Below are 16,769 nucleotides of genomic sequence, written 5' to 3'. Positions count from 1 at the left end.
CATGCTGGGCACACCAAAAAACCGATAAGACATTGTATATTTGTCTTATCGGTTTACGCGTTTATTATTTTATTATATAGCCAAATCAACTTATTTATGATATTTGAATTTTCTACCAATTTTCATTAAAAGAAAACTTATAAATAACACCACAGCACCAATAAATACAGATATGACTGATGTAAAAATCGGCACATCCATATCAACGATAGCTTTAATATGAGGATCACGTATCAACATCATAGCTGCAATCAGTCCTATAGGTATTACAAATGGTATTAGTATCAATCCTCTTTTAATACCTATCCACTGCTCATTAGCTGCTTTTTGCATAATAATTAAATTAAGAGGCATAAAAACATAAGCAATAACTGCGTAAACTACTATAATACCTAAATTAAGAGGATTTGCTTTAAGTCCTTCCAAACTCCATTCACTATTTTTTGATAGTAAATACAGTTTCATGGCTACCAGATATGCCACAAAAGAAAATGTAGAATATCCTATTAAATGCAATGGTGTTGTTCTACCTCCAGAAACTTCAATGAACTCATCCAAGTAAACTCTTAAATCATTTCCTATTACCTCATAGACATCTCTTTTTTCTATAGCTGCATGTTCAAAGATTTCAAGTACCATAACCATAGTATCTCTTTTTTGACCTTTTGTCATTGTACTCATTGTTATAATTTCATTCGCATCCAAGTAAACTTTTTTATATTCTTCTGGTAGATTTTTAACTCTTTCTTTTGTCTGCTTTAAATCAATAGTACTTATTCCTATTGCTATAAAAGCCAAAAGAATAATTGCTATGAACAATACCATTAAAGAAGCTGACTCAAATCCTTTTACTGATAGAAAGATTAACATCTGTATTACCAATAAAATGGTAAATCCTACAGTTATAAAAATTTTATTTCTACTATTATTAGTCATTCCCATCACCCTCTTCTAAAATTTCATTAACAGCACCTGATATACCGTCCCAAAGATTTTTGAATTCAATCAAATATATACTACCTTCCTCACTTAATTTGAAATACTTACGTCTTGGTCCAAGGGGTGAAACCCTTGAAGATGAATTAATTAGTCCCTTTTTCTCCAATCGGACAAGAATAGGATACACTGTTCCTTCATTCAAATCAGAAAATCCTTTTTCATTCAATTCCTCTGTAATCTTATAACCATATGTTTCTTTTCGCTGGATAATCTGTAAAATACAGCCATCCAATATACCTTTTAACAATTGCGCTTTATCCATCCATCACACCCCGCTACTCTATATTGTCAAGTAGTATAAATTCATTATATCTCCACTACTCTATATTGTCAAGTAGTTATTTTTCATAGGTATCTAAATCATTTTTATACAACAATAATATAAGATATACTCTGTTTAGCTACCTTTAATTTTTTTTAAAAGGTATGTAATCTCTAACAGAGTATATCTTACTAAATAATTTCTATTAAGAATATTATCAAGGAGCTTGTTGATTAACTAACTTTGATCGGTAATAATATCCCATCTTTCATTCCATATATCTTGTCACACCTATTTGCTATGTTTCTTGAATGAGTTATCATAATAACAATCTTATTTTCTTTATGAGCAATATCCAGTAATAAATCAATTATTGCAGTACCTGTATCATGATCTAAATTACCAGTAGGTTCATCAGCTAATATTATCTTTGGATTCGGAGCTAATGCTCTTGCTACAGCAATTCTCTGCTGCTCGCCTCCACTTAATTTCAGTACTTTTCTATTCATTTTCGCCTCGGTCATACCTACTTTTTTTAATACCTCTACAGCTACCGTTTTCCTATCTTTTGAAGAGTATTTAGCTATTTCCAATGATAGTAATACATTTTCCAAAGCAGTTAACTGAGGTAGTAGATTGAACGCTTGAAATATTATTCCAACGTCAAAGCTTCTATAAACATCTTTATCCATATCACTTAAAGATTTTTGGTTAACAAGTATATTTCCTGAGGATACATTATCTAATCCTGCCATAAGCGATAATAAAGTTGTTTTACCTGACCCTGACTGTCCAGTTATAGCATGAAGTTTTCCATTCGAAAAAGATACTGTTACATCTCTAACTGCCGTTACTTTTTCACTTTTATTATTATATTCATATGAAACATTTTCTAATTTTAATATATCTGTCATTATAACGCCTCCTATACTCTATTACTTAGAATTTTCATTGGTTCATACTTCATTATCCAAAAAGATGAAACTACACTTCCACAAGAAGATATAAATAATGCTATAAGAATCAAATATAGAATTTCTTTAATCTCAACTTTAGTATCTATTTCGTCTATTGCTTCCACATCAACATTATCAATAGATGAATTACCTATATTCATTATATTTGTAGGATTATCATTATTTTCTTCATCAGCTTCTTTTTGGGCCGTTACTTCTTTTTGAAGTAAATAATCAGCTGTTTTTTGAGATACGGTTTTTCCAGCCATTATCCCAATTATTAAAGCAAAAGATACTATTATTAATGTTTCCGTTATAAATTGTAGGGCTATTCTACCTCTTTTTACACCTAATGATCTTAATATTCCGACTTCAAATTTTCTTTCTCTTGTTGTTATTATCATAAGTAAAACCATTATTATTGCCCCAGTTATAACTACAATAATTAAAAATAATCTTATTATGGAATTTAATTTCTCCAATGGTCCAACCATTTTTGTATAAGATTCATCATTAGCATCCAATACAAAACTTTCTAAATCTACACCATTAGCTTTAACTTCTTCTTTAAAAGCAGCGATATTGGCAGGATCATCAATAATATAAGTTGCAGAATTAATTATTGATTCATCAATACCTCCCCTTAATGAATCAGCTATTGTTAAAGGAGTATATATCTCATTATCTCTACTCATAAATGGCAAAGGTATAGTTATATCTTGCTGAACTCTATCTTCATATAATCCAATAATTTTCAAATCAGTCTCTTTACTATCTTCACCTAATGTTTTTACCGTAAATGTGTCTCCCACTTCTAGATTATTTAGATCAGCTAAATTTTTACTTATAACTACCACAGGTTCTTTTTTCTCTACTTCTTCTTTTGTATATAATCTTCCATCAACAATAGTTTTATTCCCATTTTTAAATTCTTTCTGATATTCTGAATTAAGATTACCAATCAATTTAATTTCTGGAAATGTCATTGAACCTTTTTCTGAATTTCCTTCTGAATTATTCATTATACTAACATTACTCTCACCATCATTTTCACCTACTACTTTGTTATCTGTGATTAATGGTACATCAATACTGTAATCATAATCTTTAACATATTTTGATTTTGTATACTGCTCTGCAATTTCTGTAGTTAATGTTTCCATGTCTATTTTGGTCGAATTTCCATTTTGCATATTTTCAATGATTTTTTTTTGCATATTCTGCATATTGACTTCTAGTGTAACATCACTTCCTAATTTCTGCCTCGCCTCTAATAAAGTTTCTTTAGTACCTGATTGAATAGATAAACTTACTAACGCTGATATAGAAATAACTAACATTATTATTCCTATCATGATACTTCGTCCTTTTATTCTTACGATATTTTTCAATGCTAATTTTATACTTATCATATTTTCACCTCTTAAATTTATTGTAATTACATTATATATAATCCAATGTTAAGTTAAGATAAAGAAATAGGAAGTGAAATATAAAAAGTACTCTCTTTTCCTTCATAACTATCTACCCATACCATTCCGCCACTTAAATCTACCACATTATTAATTAACGCTAACCCGATACCATGAACATTATTATTAGAATCAATACTATAATAAGGTTTCCATATATCTTCCTGCTCACTTGCAGGAATACCTATTCCATAATCTTTTACCGATAATATTATTGCATTATCCTGCTCTATTATTGAAACTAAGATAGGTGAATCCTTATAACTATACTTTATAGCATTATCTAGCAAATTACATACACATCTAGATAACCATGTTTCATTTCCTAATACTGTTGATACACCTTCTTCTGGAATACTTAATTTAATTTGTTTCCTGGTCAATGAATATTCATCAACGGCTTTAGCTGTGATTAAAGCTAAATCAACTGGTTCTCTTTTATTTTTCATTTGTCTTGAGGATAGAATCAGCATATCATTAACAGTCTCTTCAACATTATCTACATATTTGTTGAGTTCTTCATTTTTAACCCCTATTTCAATTTTGGCTTTTAATATTGCCAGTGAATTTCTTAGTTCATGAGAAGCATAAGAATTGAATCTCTCTAGATCTGAAAATGTTCTATTTAATTTTTTTAGAGTTTCATTATAAGAATTTGCTAATTTTACAATTTTATCGTCTGCATTTAATTTTGTCAGGTCTAAATCCGTATTCAAATTATCTGAAGAAATGTTTTTAATAGCTTGGGTAACATGATTTAATGGTTTCAAAGCAAGAGTAGATAAATAACGGCTAAAATAAAATCCTATTGTCAAAATAATTATAAGTGTACTTAAGGATACTAGAATAGATCTATTGAACAATTCATCTTTTAATAATTTGTCAAATTGCATAGTATTCACATCTGTTTTTTCTAGGATATTTGGATTAAAAACTATTTTATTATTAAATGTTGATATATTACTTGGAACTTCATAAACGCTAAAATATACACCTGAAGGATATATTTCTTTAATCAACGAAATATTATTCAAATTACTTTTAAGAGCTATATTAAAAAATATATAAAAAACAATTATGGTTAACCCAAGAAATGCACAATAGATTAATGCTATTCTTGTTTTGAGTTTGAACATAGACGATACCCCTTTCCTTTTATAGTTTCTATTAGAGGAGAACCTGATTCATTTTTTAGTTTTTTTCTTAGATTAGCTAAATGTACTCTTACTACATTAGAAAAAGAATCTACATTCTCATCCCACACATGTTCTAAAATATCTTCGGTGGATATAACCTCTGGATGTTTTATTGCCATGTATTCCAATATATCAAACTCTTTTGCTGTTAGAGTTATTTCTTTATCATTATAAGTTACTACTTTAGAAAGAGGATTGATAGTAAGCTTACCTATGCTAATAATTGGATTGCTTTTTCTATAAGTCCGTCTTACAAGTGCATGAATCCTAGCTCTAAGTTCTTCAAAGGCAAAAGGTTTTATTAAATAATCGTCTGCTCCCGAATCAAGACCATGTGTTTTATCCAAAACCGAATCTCTAGCTGTCAACATTATAATAGAAGCTTCTATACCTTCATTTCTCAATGTTTTACATATATTAATCCCATCTTTATTAGGTAGATTCAGATCTAATATAATAATATCATAGTCATTTATTAATGCTTTATCCTCTCCTGCTAATCCATCATAAGCTGCATCAACAGCAAATCCTAATTTCGACAAACCAATTTTCAAAGTGTTCGCTAATTCAATTTCATCTTCAATTATTAATAATCTCATAATTAATATCTCCCTGTAATATATTTAAAAGTCACAAACTGTCCTATAATATCAACTATTAAATATTATACCCATAACCATTGAATATAGATGCTAATTTATCTCTTCTTCAAAAACTTTATGATTGTAGCCACACAAAAAGGACTGTCTCACAATAGCATCTAATAGTCCTAGATTATGGACTACGAAAAAGCATATCGTGAGACAGTCACTTCTATATAACTATCCTCTGCACAAAGGTATTTTATTAAGTAACAATTATCTATATAATATTAATTATTTAACTTCCCTCAAATTACTTCTGCTATTTTTTACTAATGGTAACTTAGGTTTAACTATTTCTATTGCATTTTGGGGACAGCTTGAAATACATTCACCGCATCTTATACATTCCAGACTATTGGGATTCTTATAAACATCAACTTGCATTTTACATTTTATACTACAAATACCACAACTTGTGCATTTGTCTGAATCAATCTTCAATCTATATAGACTTATAGGATTAAACAATGAATAAATCGCTCCAAGTGGACATATGAATCTGCAAAAAGGTCTGAATATGAAGATTGATAGTATGATTGTAATAACCAACAATGTTATTTTCCATGTGTATAGAAATCCAATAACAGCTCTTAATGGTTTGTTTAGTAAAACAAGGGGTATTCCTCCTTCCAAAGTTCCTGCTGGGCAAATAAATTCACAAAAGGTTGGTTTTCCCATCCCCACGATATTAACCCAAAACATAGGAAGTAAAAATACAAAAACCACCAAAATCAAGTACTTCAAATATTTTAACTTACTGAAAACTTTATTAACTTTCACTTTTGGTAATGGAATCTTATGTATCAGTTCTTGAATTAACCCAAAAGGACATAACCAACCACACACGAATCTCCCCACTACACTTCCTATCAGCATCAAAAGACCTATCATATAAAATGAAAACTGATATTTTATTCCTCCAATAACTGCTTGAAGAGACCCAATAGGACAACTTCCAAGCGCCCCAGGACAAGAATAACAATTAAGCCCTGGAACACATATTTTTTTCATCTTACCAGTATATATTTTACCTGTTAAAAAACCTTTTAAATGTAAATTAGTTACAACAGCTATCATTACTTGAACAATTCTTCTATATCTACCCAATTCCTATGCACTCCAAACATACATTAATCGCTTTATTGAAAGCATTATTTAACTCACCTCTATAGATACCTATACCAATAAACACGAGACTTATTGTTATTAATAAAATCCTAATATACTTTTTCACTTATAGCCCACCTTATACTATTTCAAACGATTATTAATCTCTTCTTCATATACCTCTTTTGCATTTTCTCTAGGTGCTCCTATCTGTATATCTCCTACTTTTTCACCTTTTTCGTTGACAAATATTGTAGTAGGTGTTGCAGTCAAATTCTTTAGATATTCATTCAAACTATCATCTGGTACTATATTTGTATATTCTACCCCTGTTTTTTCAATTATTGTTTTTGTTAGTTCAAGCTCCTCTGAAGCATCTGTTACTATACCTATTACATTAATGTCTTTTTCTTTCATTTCCTTATAGAGTTTTTGTAATTCTGGCATTTCATCAACACATGCTCCACAAGTTGTTGCCCATACATTAATCATTGTAAGTTTTTTGCCTTCAAAAATACTGTTGTCTACATCATTACCATTTGTATCTTTTGCTTTGAATTGAGGAATAACTGTGAAAGATTCATTTGCTCTTTTATCTCTTTGTTCCTGTGTTACAATTTCTATAAATTCTATTGATTTCAACAGTTCTTCAGATGTCACTAACATATCTTTATACTGTTTCTCTTCATCTGTTTTTTCAGTTATTTTACTCTTATCAGGAGTAATTATTATATACATATAACCATTTTCTTCATGTGTAGTTATAGTTGGTTCATGTTCAAAAAGCAACCTATTTTCTTCAGTTAAAAAATCTTTTATTGAATAACCATTTTCTATCATTTTATTCCATTCATCTTTTAAAATAAAAAATAGATTTGCAAAATCATATGCATTAGGCTCAATAAAATACCCCCATAGTACACTTCCCTTTACTTCCATATTATATCCTGATTCAGTCTTTAATTGAAAATCTCCATTTACACATCCCATCATATTATCAAAATTTTCATGCCATAACTTTGGATAAGTAAGCAATATACCCATTTCTTGCATCTTAAAAGTCTTTGGATTAACATCTTCCAGTAATTCTTCTGAAGGACTTTGCTCTTCTTGAGAGTTATCTGGTTGTTCTTTCTCATCTGCTGAATTATCCTTTTGTACTATCTTATCGTCTTGTTTTTCCTTATTGCCATTCTCCTTTCCACATCCTATTATTGAAATACTTAGGCATGCAATTAATAAAATCGTCATTATTCTTTTTATCATATTGTTAACTTCCTTTCTATTTTTTCCTATGAAATTTTTCTTTCTTAATATCAATGAATGTTCTCACTGCAAACCCAGTATATTCTTTAACTGTATAGGAAGTTTATGGAAGTTGTATAGAAGTTGTAAAAAAAATCAACATATCAAATGTATGTTGACTTTTTAAACATCAAGTTTTATTCATTTGTATAAGATGTTTAATTACTATTAATGGATTATGTAAAATCATACGTGGACCACTAAAACGCATTACATTTCGCATCTGCTCTCTTTTATCTTTTTTATAGCAATGTGTGGGACATTTATTACAAAATGTCTTATTTTCTCCATAACGGCAATGATCTAGTCTCTTTAATGCATACTCTAGTAACTCTTTACACTCATTACATAATTCTTTATTGTGGTGATTTTTCTTACAATATAATTTTATCATCTGAGCAATCATACGCTTTTCTTTTTCTATTCTTGTCATTAAAAAACTATCTCCTTTTTTTAATAAGGATATTATTCTTTTTTGATTCCTCAAAATCGTAATGGATTTTTAAAGTGATGAAAATCTATTTTCATTGACATACACTTTTTTATCACAAATTGATACACTACTTTTTCTATGAGACACCATTATAACTGTTTTATCCTTACATTCATTATTTATGCTTTTAAGTATTTCAGCCTCATTCAAAGTATCTAAATTGCTAGTAGGTTCATCTAAAATAATGATTGGAGCATCATGTAGAAAAGCTCTCGCTATTCCAAGTCTTTGTCTTTCACCTGAAGATAAATCCCCCCCAAGCTCCCCTACATTAGTATCATATCCCTTTGGAAGTGTCATAATAAATCCATGTATAGATGCTTTTTTACAAGCATTAACTACTTCTTTATGTGCAGCATCCTTATTACCAATTTTTATATTATTCTCTATAGTATCATTAAATAAGAACGTCTCCTGATTCACTAATGATTGATTTTTTCTAAGAGTTTTACTTGGTATAGTATTTATCTTTTTATTATCTATACTTATACTTCCTGAATTAACATCCCAAAATCTCATTATAAGCTTAATTAAAGTACTTTTACCACAACCACTAGATCCTATTATAGCTACCTTATCTCCTTTGTTTATCTGTAAATTCACGTCTTTCAATAACTCGTTATTTCTAGAATCATAGTTAAAATTCACATCTTTTATAGCTATATCGTTTGATTCTAGCTCTATATCTCCTTCTATCTCATTAACTGCTGGCACCTCATCTAATATATCAAATACTCTCTGTGCACATGCAAAAGTATGAATTAGATTATTGGATAAGCTACTCAACGCTACTACGGGACCAAATGAACTTGATAGTAATACTAGAGCTACTAACACTTCTCCTAGATTAAGAATATTATCTCTGTAAAGAAGTATACCTGTAAATAAAAAAGTAAGTATAGCTATCATTATAGTAAAATCGGTTATTGCTCTTATTAATCCTTCATGGGATTTTATGACCTTTGACTTAGAGTTTAATCTGTCACTATTATTATTTATCTCTTCAAGCCTTCTATCTCCTTCCCCAAAAAACAATATCTCTTTTATACCTCTTAGTGAATCCAGTAAAAAACTGTTTGTCTTACCAAATTCATCTCTATATTTCAATCCTGCATCATTACCAAGTTTTGATGATAATACAGGTATCACATATCCTACCAGTATATAGAATACAGCTGATAATATCCCAAATAGAGCATTAATATTATATAATACGATAATTATTATAGTTGAAGTCAATATCGCTATAGCGATTGGTGCTATTGTATGAGCATAAAATACTTCTAATAACTCTATATCACTAGTTATTATAGATATCAAATTCCCTTTTTCCTTTGTCTCAAGTTTGGCTGGTGCTAATCTTCTTAGTGCTTTATATACCTTGTCTCTAAGTATGGCTAGTATTCTAAAAGCTATATAATGCCCTGAATATTGCTCAATATATCTTAAAACACCCCTTAATACTGCACAAGCTATTATTATACTTATGGCTTGAGATAAAGTAAATCCCATATCTATTCCTAATTTCTCTGACACTGCTACTGCCCCAAATGTCATTATTGACATAGATGCTAAATATCCTATTACTCCAAAGAAAATTGTAATAACCATGATTGGACTTAGTGGCTTCAGAACCTTAATAAGTCTAGTCATTATCTTAATACCTGATTGTCTTTTATTCACTGATAGCCACCTCACTTTTGATACTTGATTCATTCTTCATACATATACTCTCTAATTCTTCTTGATGTTTGAGTAAATTATGATACTTTGATTTATTATTCATAAGATTACTATGACTACCACCTTCAACCATATTTCCTTTATCCAATACATATATCATATCTGCATTTTTCACATTAGCTAACCTATGAGATATCAATATGACAGTTTTGTCTTTAGCTAATTCATAAATTGATTCCCATATTTTTTCTTCACTTTCAACATCAATGTTGGAGGTTGCCTCATCAAATATAATTATTTCTGGATCTGAAAGTATGATTCTAGCAAGGGCTAATCTTTGCTTTTGTCCTCCAGACAAAAGAGCTCCACCTTCTCCTACATTAGTCTTTAATCTACTTGGGAGTTCCATGACAAAATCATATAAATTAGCATTTTCAAGAGCATTTTTTATCTCTTCATCATTTGCATCACGTTTTCCCATTCTCAAATTATCTTCTATTGTTCCATTGAATATATATGAGTTATGACTTATAATCCCTATTTTTTTTCTCAAATAATTAAATGGAATATCATTTATATTAAGTCCATTTAAAGTTATCTCTCCCTCATCTACTTTTTTTAGTTTTAAGAGTAAATTAGCTACTGTACTTTTCCCACAACCACTTTCACCTACTAAAGCTATTATACTCTTATCTTTTATTTGTAGATTTATATCCTTTAGGACTATTCTTTCTTTATCATAGCTAAATGTCACATCATCAAATTCTATATTAATATTTTCAAGTGATTTCTTCTCTTTTTCTGTTAAATCTACTTCCTTCTCATTTTCTTTATCCAGCAAATCGAATATTTTATCGCTTGCAGCCATTCCGTTCATGGAAACATGAAACAGAGAACCTAATGACCTAAGTGGTATAAAAAACTCTGAAGATAACAGTATTATAACAATCACTCCACCTACACTTATGTTACCTGCTGAGAATTCATTGAGGGCTATTAATATACCTACAGTCGCCCCACCAAATGCTATTAGATCCATTATAGTTATGGAATTCAATTGCATTGCTAACACTTTCATGGTTATCTTTCTAAAACTTTCCGCTTCCTGATTCATCTTAATATTTTTTTCTTTATCTTGATTAAATACTTTTAATGTTGTAAGTCCCTGTATGTTCTCTAAAAAAGAATCTCCTAGATTGGTGTAAATCTTCCAATAACTACCTAATAATTTTTTAGCAATTTTCATTATTGCTATTATTGAAATAGGTATTAGGGGAACGCATAATAAAAGTACTATAGCTACTTTAAAACTAATAAATGATACTACTACAAACAATGTAACAGGCGCTAATAAACTATAAAATAACTGGGGTAGGTATCTTCCAAAATAAACCTCAAGAGCTTCTACACCATCTACCGATATCTGAACTATTGATGAAGTAGATATTGTATCAGTATAGTTTACTCCTAGACTTAGCAGCTTTTTATAAATACTTTCTCTCAAAGATTTCTTTACTCCTGCCGATGAATAATAGGAGAATGTAGTTGATAATTTATTACTGACAAATTTTATTGCTAATATTAAAATTACAACTAAAAATCGTTTTGTCAGATTAAAATCAAAATCATTGTTGTATAACTTATCTATCATATCACCAATAAATAATATTATAGCAATATTACATATTATTGCTATCCAATTCATAAATACTGTAAGTGCTATCCATTTCTTGGAACTATCATTTAGTGATAATAATCTTTTACTCATCATCATTTAACACCTCTGTTTTTATAGTTTTAATTCTAGAAAATACTACTATCTTTACTGTCAAAAGAACTGCAATAACTATTCTCATTATAGTGTTATCTACTAATACAGCCATAATTAATAACATTATACTTACAGGTATTATTATTACTAATTTTGATTTTATTGTCATACCTTTATTTTCTTTAAATGGTTTTACATGCTCCCTATAAAATTTTGTTTTAATGAATCTATCATTCAACTTATCACTACTTTTTAATAAACAATATGATGTAAGTAGCATAAAAGGAGTTGTAGGTAATATTGGAAGTACAACTCCTATAAGACCTATGATAAAAAAAATCAACCCAGCAGTTAAATATATTATTTTCATACTTACCCTCCCAACCTGTGATATAATATTTTTATTGACAAATTAACTCTGTTACTTAATAATATGTATTATAAACGATATTGATTATCAATTTCATGTATAATTATATATCATTACTCATAAAAAAACTTAACTATATTTGTTTTTTTATAACTATATATAACTCATTTATAAGGAGGAGTAAATATTGAACTTTATAAATAATATAATTTCCGACTTCTTTAACTGCTGTAATCTACCTGTAATAGCAGTAGATATTAATTTTAATGAACTTTGTAGTGTTGGATATAATCCTATTTCAAGACAAATCTTTAATAACTGTAATATCTATAGAGATATCCCCCATGATAATCCTAATAACTTACTCAATCTTAATTTAAGCTATCCTAAGGATATTAATTTCATAATAGTTCCCATATCCAGATTCAATAAATATAGAGGATACTTCATAATTGGTCCCATCAAATGTGATAAAAACGGAAATGAATATATTCCTTACAAACCCAAAAGCTGTCTAGAATTTTTTTCTTCTATAATATTGAATATAGCTGATAATAATTTTAGTAACGGTATGAGCAACTTAAAGTTCAATGTACACGTAAAAAAAGCCATCCAATATATACATGAGAATTATACACAATGTATTAGTTTGGATGACTTATGTACTGATTTATCTGTGAATAAAAGTTACTTTTGTAAAGTATTCAAGAAGGAAACTGGCTTCACATTTTCTAACTTCTTGAATAATTATAGAGTTGAGAAAAGTAAAAACTTACTCATAAATACTAATTTATCACTTTTAGATATAGCTGTATCAATTGGATTCAATACCCAGAATTATTATTCTATAGTATTCAAGAAATTTACAGATAAAACTCCATTGAAGTATAGGAATAGTATTTCAATTTAATCCCCCACATACCTGTTATTTCTGCTATAGTAGCCTATTTATATCTATCATATTTTTTTAATATTATACTATACTGATGTTTTCGGTCTGCTTACGTATGTTAATAAAATCTTTATATATTCCTTTTTGTTTAATAAGCTGTTGATGTGTTCCTCTTTGACTAATCCTTCCATCTGAAATAACTAAAATCTGGTCTGCTTGTTCAATAGTTGCTAGACGATGAGCTATTGTTATAATCGTCTTGCCATGAACAAGAGCAGATATTGCTTGTTGTATCAAATGTTCATTTTCTGGGTCAACGCTTGCTGTTGCTTCATCCAAGATAACTATAGGAGCGTTTTTTAAAATAGCTCTAGCTATGGATATCCTTTGTTTTTCACCACCTGATAAGGATGAGCCACCTTCTCCTATCACAGTGTCATAACCTTCTGGTAGTTCCATAATAAAATCATGACAACAGGCTTGTTTAGCTGCATTTATTATTTCTTCCTTAGATGCATTAGGATTACCAAATCTTATATTGTTATGTATTGAGTCATGAAATAAATATACATTCTGAAATACCATACTAATGTTTTTCAACAAACTATTACAAGTAAATTCTTTTATATTATTATTTCCAATATATATATTTCCAGAAGTTACATCATAAAATCTTGCTAGAAGATTACATACAGTACTCTTACCGCTTCCTGAAGGTCCAACAATTGCTGTAGTTGTATTCTGTGGAAGATTGAAAGATATATCATGTATTATTTCTTGCTCATCATAACCAAATGTTACATTTTCAAATCTAATATCATAAGATTCTATATCAATATCTTTTCCACCTTCATCAATGTATTCAGCTTGATTGATTTTATCAAGTTTATTCATAGCGGATTCAATAATTCCTAAAATATGAGATGCCTCATTGATTGGTTCAACACTTCCAAATATTGTGAAGGAAAACATCACTGCCATTATTAATATAGAAAGATCCATCTGGTCATTTAGGGTCATCCATCCAGCAATGAACATTAGAGCCACAGATGATGCCTTTAGCGTAAAGAGGTGCAAACAATTCAATGATACAAAACCTCTTTCTATCTTAAGATTAATCTTTTTACTTTGTTTACAGGTATCTTTTATACTTTTTATAGAAACACCTTCTTGTCCATATGATTTTACAATAGGTATTCCTCTTACATAGCCTATAGAAGCATCTGCCATTTTTTCAGTTACTTTATGAGAAATTGGAGCTGTTTCTCTACTTCTTACACTTATCTTGTTCAAAGCTAATGTTGAAATCAATACTCCTATTACCACAATCAGAGCCGCTTGCCAGCAGAAGAAAGCTAGAAAAATAGCAGTTGTAATAACACTTATATAACCATTCACTACAATGTCTATCATCTTCATTCCCTGTAATTCTAATATAGATAATTCTGTCGTAGTCGCAGATAAAATATCACCAATACTGTTTTTGCCAAAATATCCTAATGAAACTCTTTTAAGTATATTTCCAATATCAATACGTTGTTTTGCACCTATTTCATAACCAATGCTTTCTTGCAGTTTAGCTCGCCAATAAGAGAAAAAATAACGAAGTAACACTAATGCCCCAATAATAATTAGAGTAATCCATATCATGTTAGGTGAAATACTCTGCTCGTTTTTCATATCAGCAAATATTTTATCCAGTGATATTGCAGCAACCATTATAGGTATTGCTGAACATATAGTCGTGAAAAACGAACACACAAATCCTATATATAGTCTTTTTTTATACCCCTCTGTCCACTGAATAATTCTAAGTATTGTCCTATACATAATTATTCATTCCCTTCTTAACAGATTCTTTTCTTCCAGATACAGCCCATCTCTGAGCTCCAACATGAGCTTCCCACATCTTTTTATACAATGGACATTTCACCAATAACTCCTTTTGAGTTCCTACATCTACTACATTACCTTTTTCTAATACCACTATCTGATCCGCATTCTTTATTGTCGATAATCTATGAGCTATAATCAATAATGTTTTTCCCTTGCTAAGAGCTTTTATGGACTTATGTATTTTACTTTCATTCTCTGGATCTGTAAAAGCAGTAGCTTCATCTAAAATAACTATAGGTGCATCTTTTAGAAATGCTCTTGCAATAGAAATTCTCTGTTTCTCTCCTCCTGAAAGCTTGTTACCGGCACTTCCAGCTGAAGTATCATATCCATTATCCAACTTACGAATGAATTCATCACAGCATGCTGCCTTTGCTGCTGCAAAAACTTCTTCATCAGAAGCTTGACTATTACCTAATCTTATATTTTCTTTTATTGAACAATCAAATAGATAATTATCTTGCGTAACAAAACTTACCATCTTTGACAACTGAGAAAGAGGAATATCTCTAATATCAGTACTTCCTATGGAAATTGATCCAGCTGTAACATCAAAGAATCTGGCTACTAATTTGGCAAAAGTGGATTTACCTCCTCCCGAAGGACCTACCAATGCATTAAACGTACCTTGAGCAATATGTAGATTAATATTACTTAGTACCTTGTTTTCTTCTTTTCCTGTATATGAAAAATCAACTCCATCAAAAGAAATATCATAACCTTCAACGCTCACATTATCTTTACAATCAGGCAATTCCGGTAATGACAGAAGTTCATCAGCTGCCATTACTGCGTATTGCATATTTTTACCTTCATTCAGAAATAATGAAAATTTCATTATAGGAGCAATTATTCCAAGAGCCAATAGCATACACATTGTCAAATCCGATGGTAAAAATCCATCATATATGTATAACGCAATTCCTACAGGTACTACACCCAAAAGAGTAGTAGGCAAAATTGCAAATGTCAGATTCATAGTCTTCCATGTACCTTGAAACCATGCTAGTGTAAATTCTTTGAAAGAACTTACTGCATCAACAAATTTTTCATATGATGATGTGGTTTGATTAAAAGCTTTCACTACTTCAATTCCTTCTATGTACTCAACAATTATACTATTTACATGAGTATTTGCTTTCATGTAATTTTCATACTGACTAGAGTAATTTTTTATACATGACATAAATGGAATAGCTGCCAATGGTATTGTTGCAATTGTTGCTAGTGCCATCCTATAGTCGATTGTCACTAAATACACAAAAAGTATAATGGGTAAAAACAAATTGGAAATTCCCTCTGGTATCATATGTGCCAATGGATGTTCTACCTCTTCAACCTTATCGACAAATATATTTTTTATACTTCCCATTGTTCTGTTTAAAACTTCACCCAATGGTGCTCTCATTAATTTATCAGCTATCCTTAATCTTATTTCTTCTAAAATCGTATACGCTGATACATGAGATAATGTTGTTGAAATGGCATAGAAAATAAGCTTTACTACATATCCTCCAATACAAACAACACACCAGTATATCAGATCCGGTTTATTCGGCTCATGGGTAGCGAATAATATGATAATGTGATATCCAGCAATATATGGAATGACTCCTCCAATAACACTGATAATCGCTGTAATCACAGACAATAACATTTTACCTTTACATCTTTCAGCAAAAGAAAATAAGATACTAAACCAATTTTGTTTTTTCATGGGAAC

At 29.8% G+C, this 16,769-nt stretch carries 16 protein-coding genes; 1 reads left to right on the top strand and 15 read right to left on the bottom strand.

Annotated elements, in window-relative coordinates; genetic code table 11:
• Positions 1-90: 90 nt before the first annotated feature.
• The 13 genes from ACX6CF_RS03690 to ACX6CF_RS03630 form a co-directional block, all read right to left on the bottom strand.
• Complete coding sequence (locus tag ACX6CF_RS03690; RefSeq protein WP_458783949.1) at positions 91-936, bottom strand: DUF1048 domain-containing protein; 846 nt, start codon at positions 934-936, stop codon at positions 91-93.
• Positions 929-1,261, bottom strand: coding sequence for a PadR family transcriptional regulator (locus ACX6CF_RS03685; protein ID WP_458783948.1), 333 nt, complete (start codon positions 1,259-1,261; stop codon positions 929-931). Before ACX6CF_RS03685 ends, ACX6CF_RS03690 begins: the two co-directional genes overlap by 8 nt.
• A 233-nt stretch (positions 1,262-1,494) precedes the next feature.
• Complete coding sequence (locus tag ACX6CF_RS03680) at positions 1,495-2,175, bottom strand: ABC transporter ATP-binding protein (protein WP_458783947.1); 681 nt, start codon at positions 2,173-2,175, stop codon at positions 1,495-1,497.
• Positions 2,176-2,186: 11 nt separating this feature from the next.
• On the bottom strand, positions 2,187-3,629 hold the full coding sequence (locus ACX6CF_RS03675) for an ABC transporter permease (RefSeq protein WP_458783946.1): 1,443 nt from the start codon (positions 3,627-3,629) through the stop codon (positions 2,187-2,189).
• Positions 3,630-3,682: 53 nt separating this feature from the next.
• The gene (locus tag ACX6CF_RS03670; RefSeq protein WP_458783945.1) at positions 3,683-4,825 is read right to left on the bottom strand and encodes a sensor histidine kinase; all 1,143 of its coding nucleotides are present in this window, start codon (positions 4,823-4,825) and stop codon (positions 3,683-3,685) included.
• Positions 4,801-5,484, bottom strand: coding sequence for a response regulator transcription factor (locus tag ACX6CF_RS03665; protein ID WP_458783944.1), 684 nt, complete (start codon positions 5,482-5,484; stop codon positions 4,801-4,803). The genes ACX6CF_RS03670 and ACX6CF_RS03665 overlap by 25 nt, the downstream gene beginning before the upstream one ends.
• Positions 5,485-5,760: 276 nt before the next feature.
• The gene (locus ACX6CF_RS03660; RefSeq protein WP_458783951.1) at positions 5,761-6,606 is read right to left on the bottom strand and encodes a 4Fe-4S binding protein; all 846 of its coding nucleotides are present in this window, start codon (positions 6,604-6,606) and stop codon (positions 5,761-5,763) included.
• A 22-nt stretch (positions 6,607-6,628) separates the two neighbouring features.
• Positions 6,629-6,763 (bottom strand): CD1871A family CXXC motif-containing protein, encoded by a 135-nt coding sequence (locus ACX6CF_RS03655; protein WP_458783943.1) that lies wholly within the window; start codon positions 6,761-6,763, stop codon positions 6,629-6,631.
• Positions 6,764-6,780: 17 nt separating this feature from the next.
• Positions 6,781-7,902, bottom strand: coding sequence for a TlpA disulfide reductase family protein (locus tag ACX6CF_RS03650; protein WP_458783942.1), 1,122 nt, complete (start codon positions 7,900-7,902; stop codon positions 6,781-6,783).
• 169 nt (positions 7,903-8,071) lie between these two features.
• Complete coding sequence (locus ACX6CF_RS03645) at positions 8,072-8,374, bottom strand: nitrous oxide-stimulated promoter family protein (protein WP_458783941.1); 303 nt, start codon at positions 8,372-8,374, stop codon at positions 8,072-8,074.
• Between the two features lie 69 nt (positions 8,375-8,443).
• Positions 8,444-10,117, bottom strand: coding sequence for a thiol reductant ABC exporter subunit CydC (cydC, locus tag ACX6CF_RS03640; RefSeq protein ID WP_458783940.1), 1,674 nt, complete (start codon positions 10,115-10,117; stop codon positions 8,444-8,446).
• Positions 10,110-11,885, bottom strand: coding sequence for an ABC transporter ATP-binding protein/permease (locus ACX6CF_RS03635; protein ID WP_458783939.1), 1,776 nt, complete (start codon positions 11,883-11,885; stop codon positions 10,110-10,112). The genes cydC and ACX6CF_RS03635 overlap by 8 nt, the downstream gene beginning before the upstream one ends.
• The gene (locus tag ACX6CF_RS03630; protein WP_458783938.1) at positions 11,878-12,258 is read right to left on the bottom strand and encodes a YbaN family protein; all 381 of its coding nucleotides are present in this window, start codon (positions 12,256-12,258) and stop codon (positions 11,878-11,880) included. Before ACX6CF_RS03630 ends, ACX6CF_RS03635 begins: the two co-directional genes overlap by 8 nt.
• A gap of 187 nt (positions 12,259-12,445) precedes the next feature.
• On the opposite strand from ACX6CF_RS03630, the gene ACX6CF_RS03625 reads away from it, so the two are divergent.
• Positions 12,446-13,168, top strand: coding sequence for a helix-turn-helix domain-containing protein (locus ACX6CF_RS03625; protein WP_458783937.1), 723 nt, complete (start codon positions 12,446-12,448; stop codon positions 13,166-13,168).
• A 63-nt stretch (positions 13,169-13,231) separates the two neighbouring features.
• On the opposite strand, the gene ACX6CF_RS03620 is transcribed toward ACX6CF_RS03625, so the two are convergent.
• Positions 13,232-14,980, bottom strand: coding sequence for an ABC transporter ATP-binding protein (locus ACX6CF_RS03620; protein WP_458783936.1), 1,749 nt, complete (start codon positions 14,978-14,980; stop codon positions 13,232-13,234).
• Positions 14,973-16,763: an ABC transporter ATP-binding protein gene (locus ACX6CF_RS03615; protein WP_458783935.1), complete on the bottom strand. Its 1,791-nt coding sequence runs from the start codon at positions 16,761-16,763 to the stop codon at positions 14,973-14,975. The genes ACX6CF_RS03620 and ACX6CF_RS03615 overlap by 8 nt, the downstream gene beginning before the upstream one ends.
• Between the last annotated feature and the right edge of the window lie 6 nt (positions 16,764-16,769).

It is taken from the genome of Vallitalea sediminicola (assembly GCF_054408565.1).
The sequence above is the reverse complement of the archived record's forward strand: the minus strand, read 5'-3'. Positions and strand labels throughout refer to the sequence as shown.

Excerpts from the sequence above, each read along its gene's own strand:
- ACX6CF_RS03690 (WP_458783949.1), bottom strand. The coding sequence starts at position 936 with ATGACTAATAATAGTAGAAATAAAATTTTTATAACTGTAGGATTTACC.
- ACX6CF_RS03685 (WP_458783948.1), bottom strand. The coding sequence starts at position 1,261 with ATGGATAAAGCGCAATTGTTAAAAGGTATATTGGATGGCTGTATTTTA.
- ACX6CF_RS03680 (WP_458783947.1), bottom strand. The coding sequence starts at position 2,175 with ATGACAGATATATTAAAATTAGAAAATGTTTCATATGAATATAATAAT.
- ACX6CF_RS03675 (WP_458783946.1), bottom strand. The coding sequence starts at position 3,629 with ATGATAAGTATAAAATTAGCATTGAAAAATATCGTAAGAATAAAAGGA.
- ACX6CF_RS03670 (WP_458783945.1), bottom strand. The coding sequence starts at position 4,825 with ATGTTCAAACTCAAAACAAGAATAGCATTAATCTATTGTGCATTTCTT.
- ACX6CF_RS03665 (WP_458783944.1), bottom strand. The coding sequence starts at position 5,484 with ATGAGATTATTAATAATTGAAGATGAAATTGAATTAGCGAACACTTTG.
- ACX6CF_RS03660 (WP_458783951.1), bottom strand. The coding sequence starts at position 6,606 with ATGATAGCTGTTGTAACTAATTTACATTTAAAAGGTTTTTTAACAGGT.
- ACX6CF_RS03650 (WP_458783942.1), bottom strand. The coding sequence starts at position 7,902 with ATGATAAAAAGAATAATGACGATTTTATTAATTGCATGCCTAAGTATT.
- ACX6CF_RS03645 (WP_458783941.1), bottom strand. The coding sequence starts at position 8,374 with ATGACAAGAATAGAAAAAGAAAAGCGTATGATTGCTCAGATGATAAAA.
- ACX6CF_RS03635 (WP_458783939.1), bottom strand. The coding sequence starts at position 11,885 with ATGAGTAAAAGATTATTATCACTAAATGATAGTTCCAAGAAATGGATA.
- ACX6CF_RS03630 (WP_458783938.1), bottom strand. The coding sequence starts at position 12,258 with ATGAAAATAATATATTTAACTGCTGGGTTGATTTTTTTTATCATAGGT.
- ACX6CF_RS03620 (WP_458783936.1), bottom strand. The coding sequence starts at position 14,980 with ATGTATAGGACAATACTTAGAATTATTCAGTGGACAGAGGGGTATAAA.
- ACX6CF_RS03615 (WP_458783935.1), bottom strand. The coding sequence starts at position 16,763 with ATGAAAAAACAAAATTGGTTTAGTATCTTATTTTCTTTTGCTGAAAGA.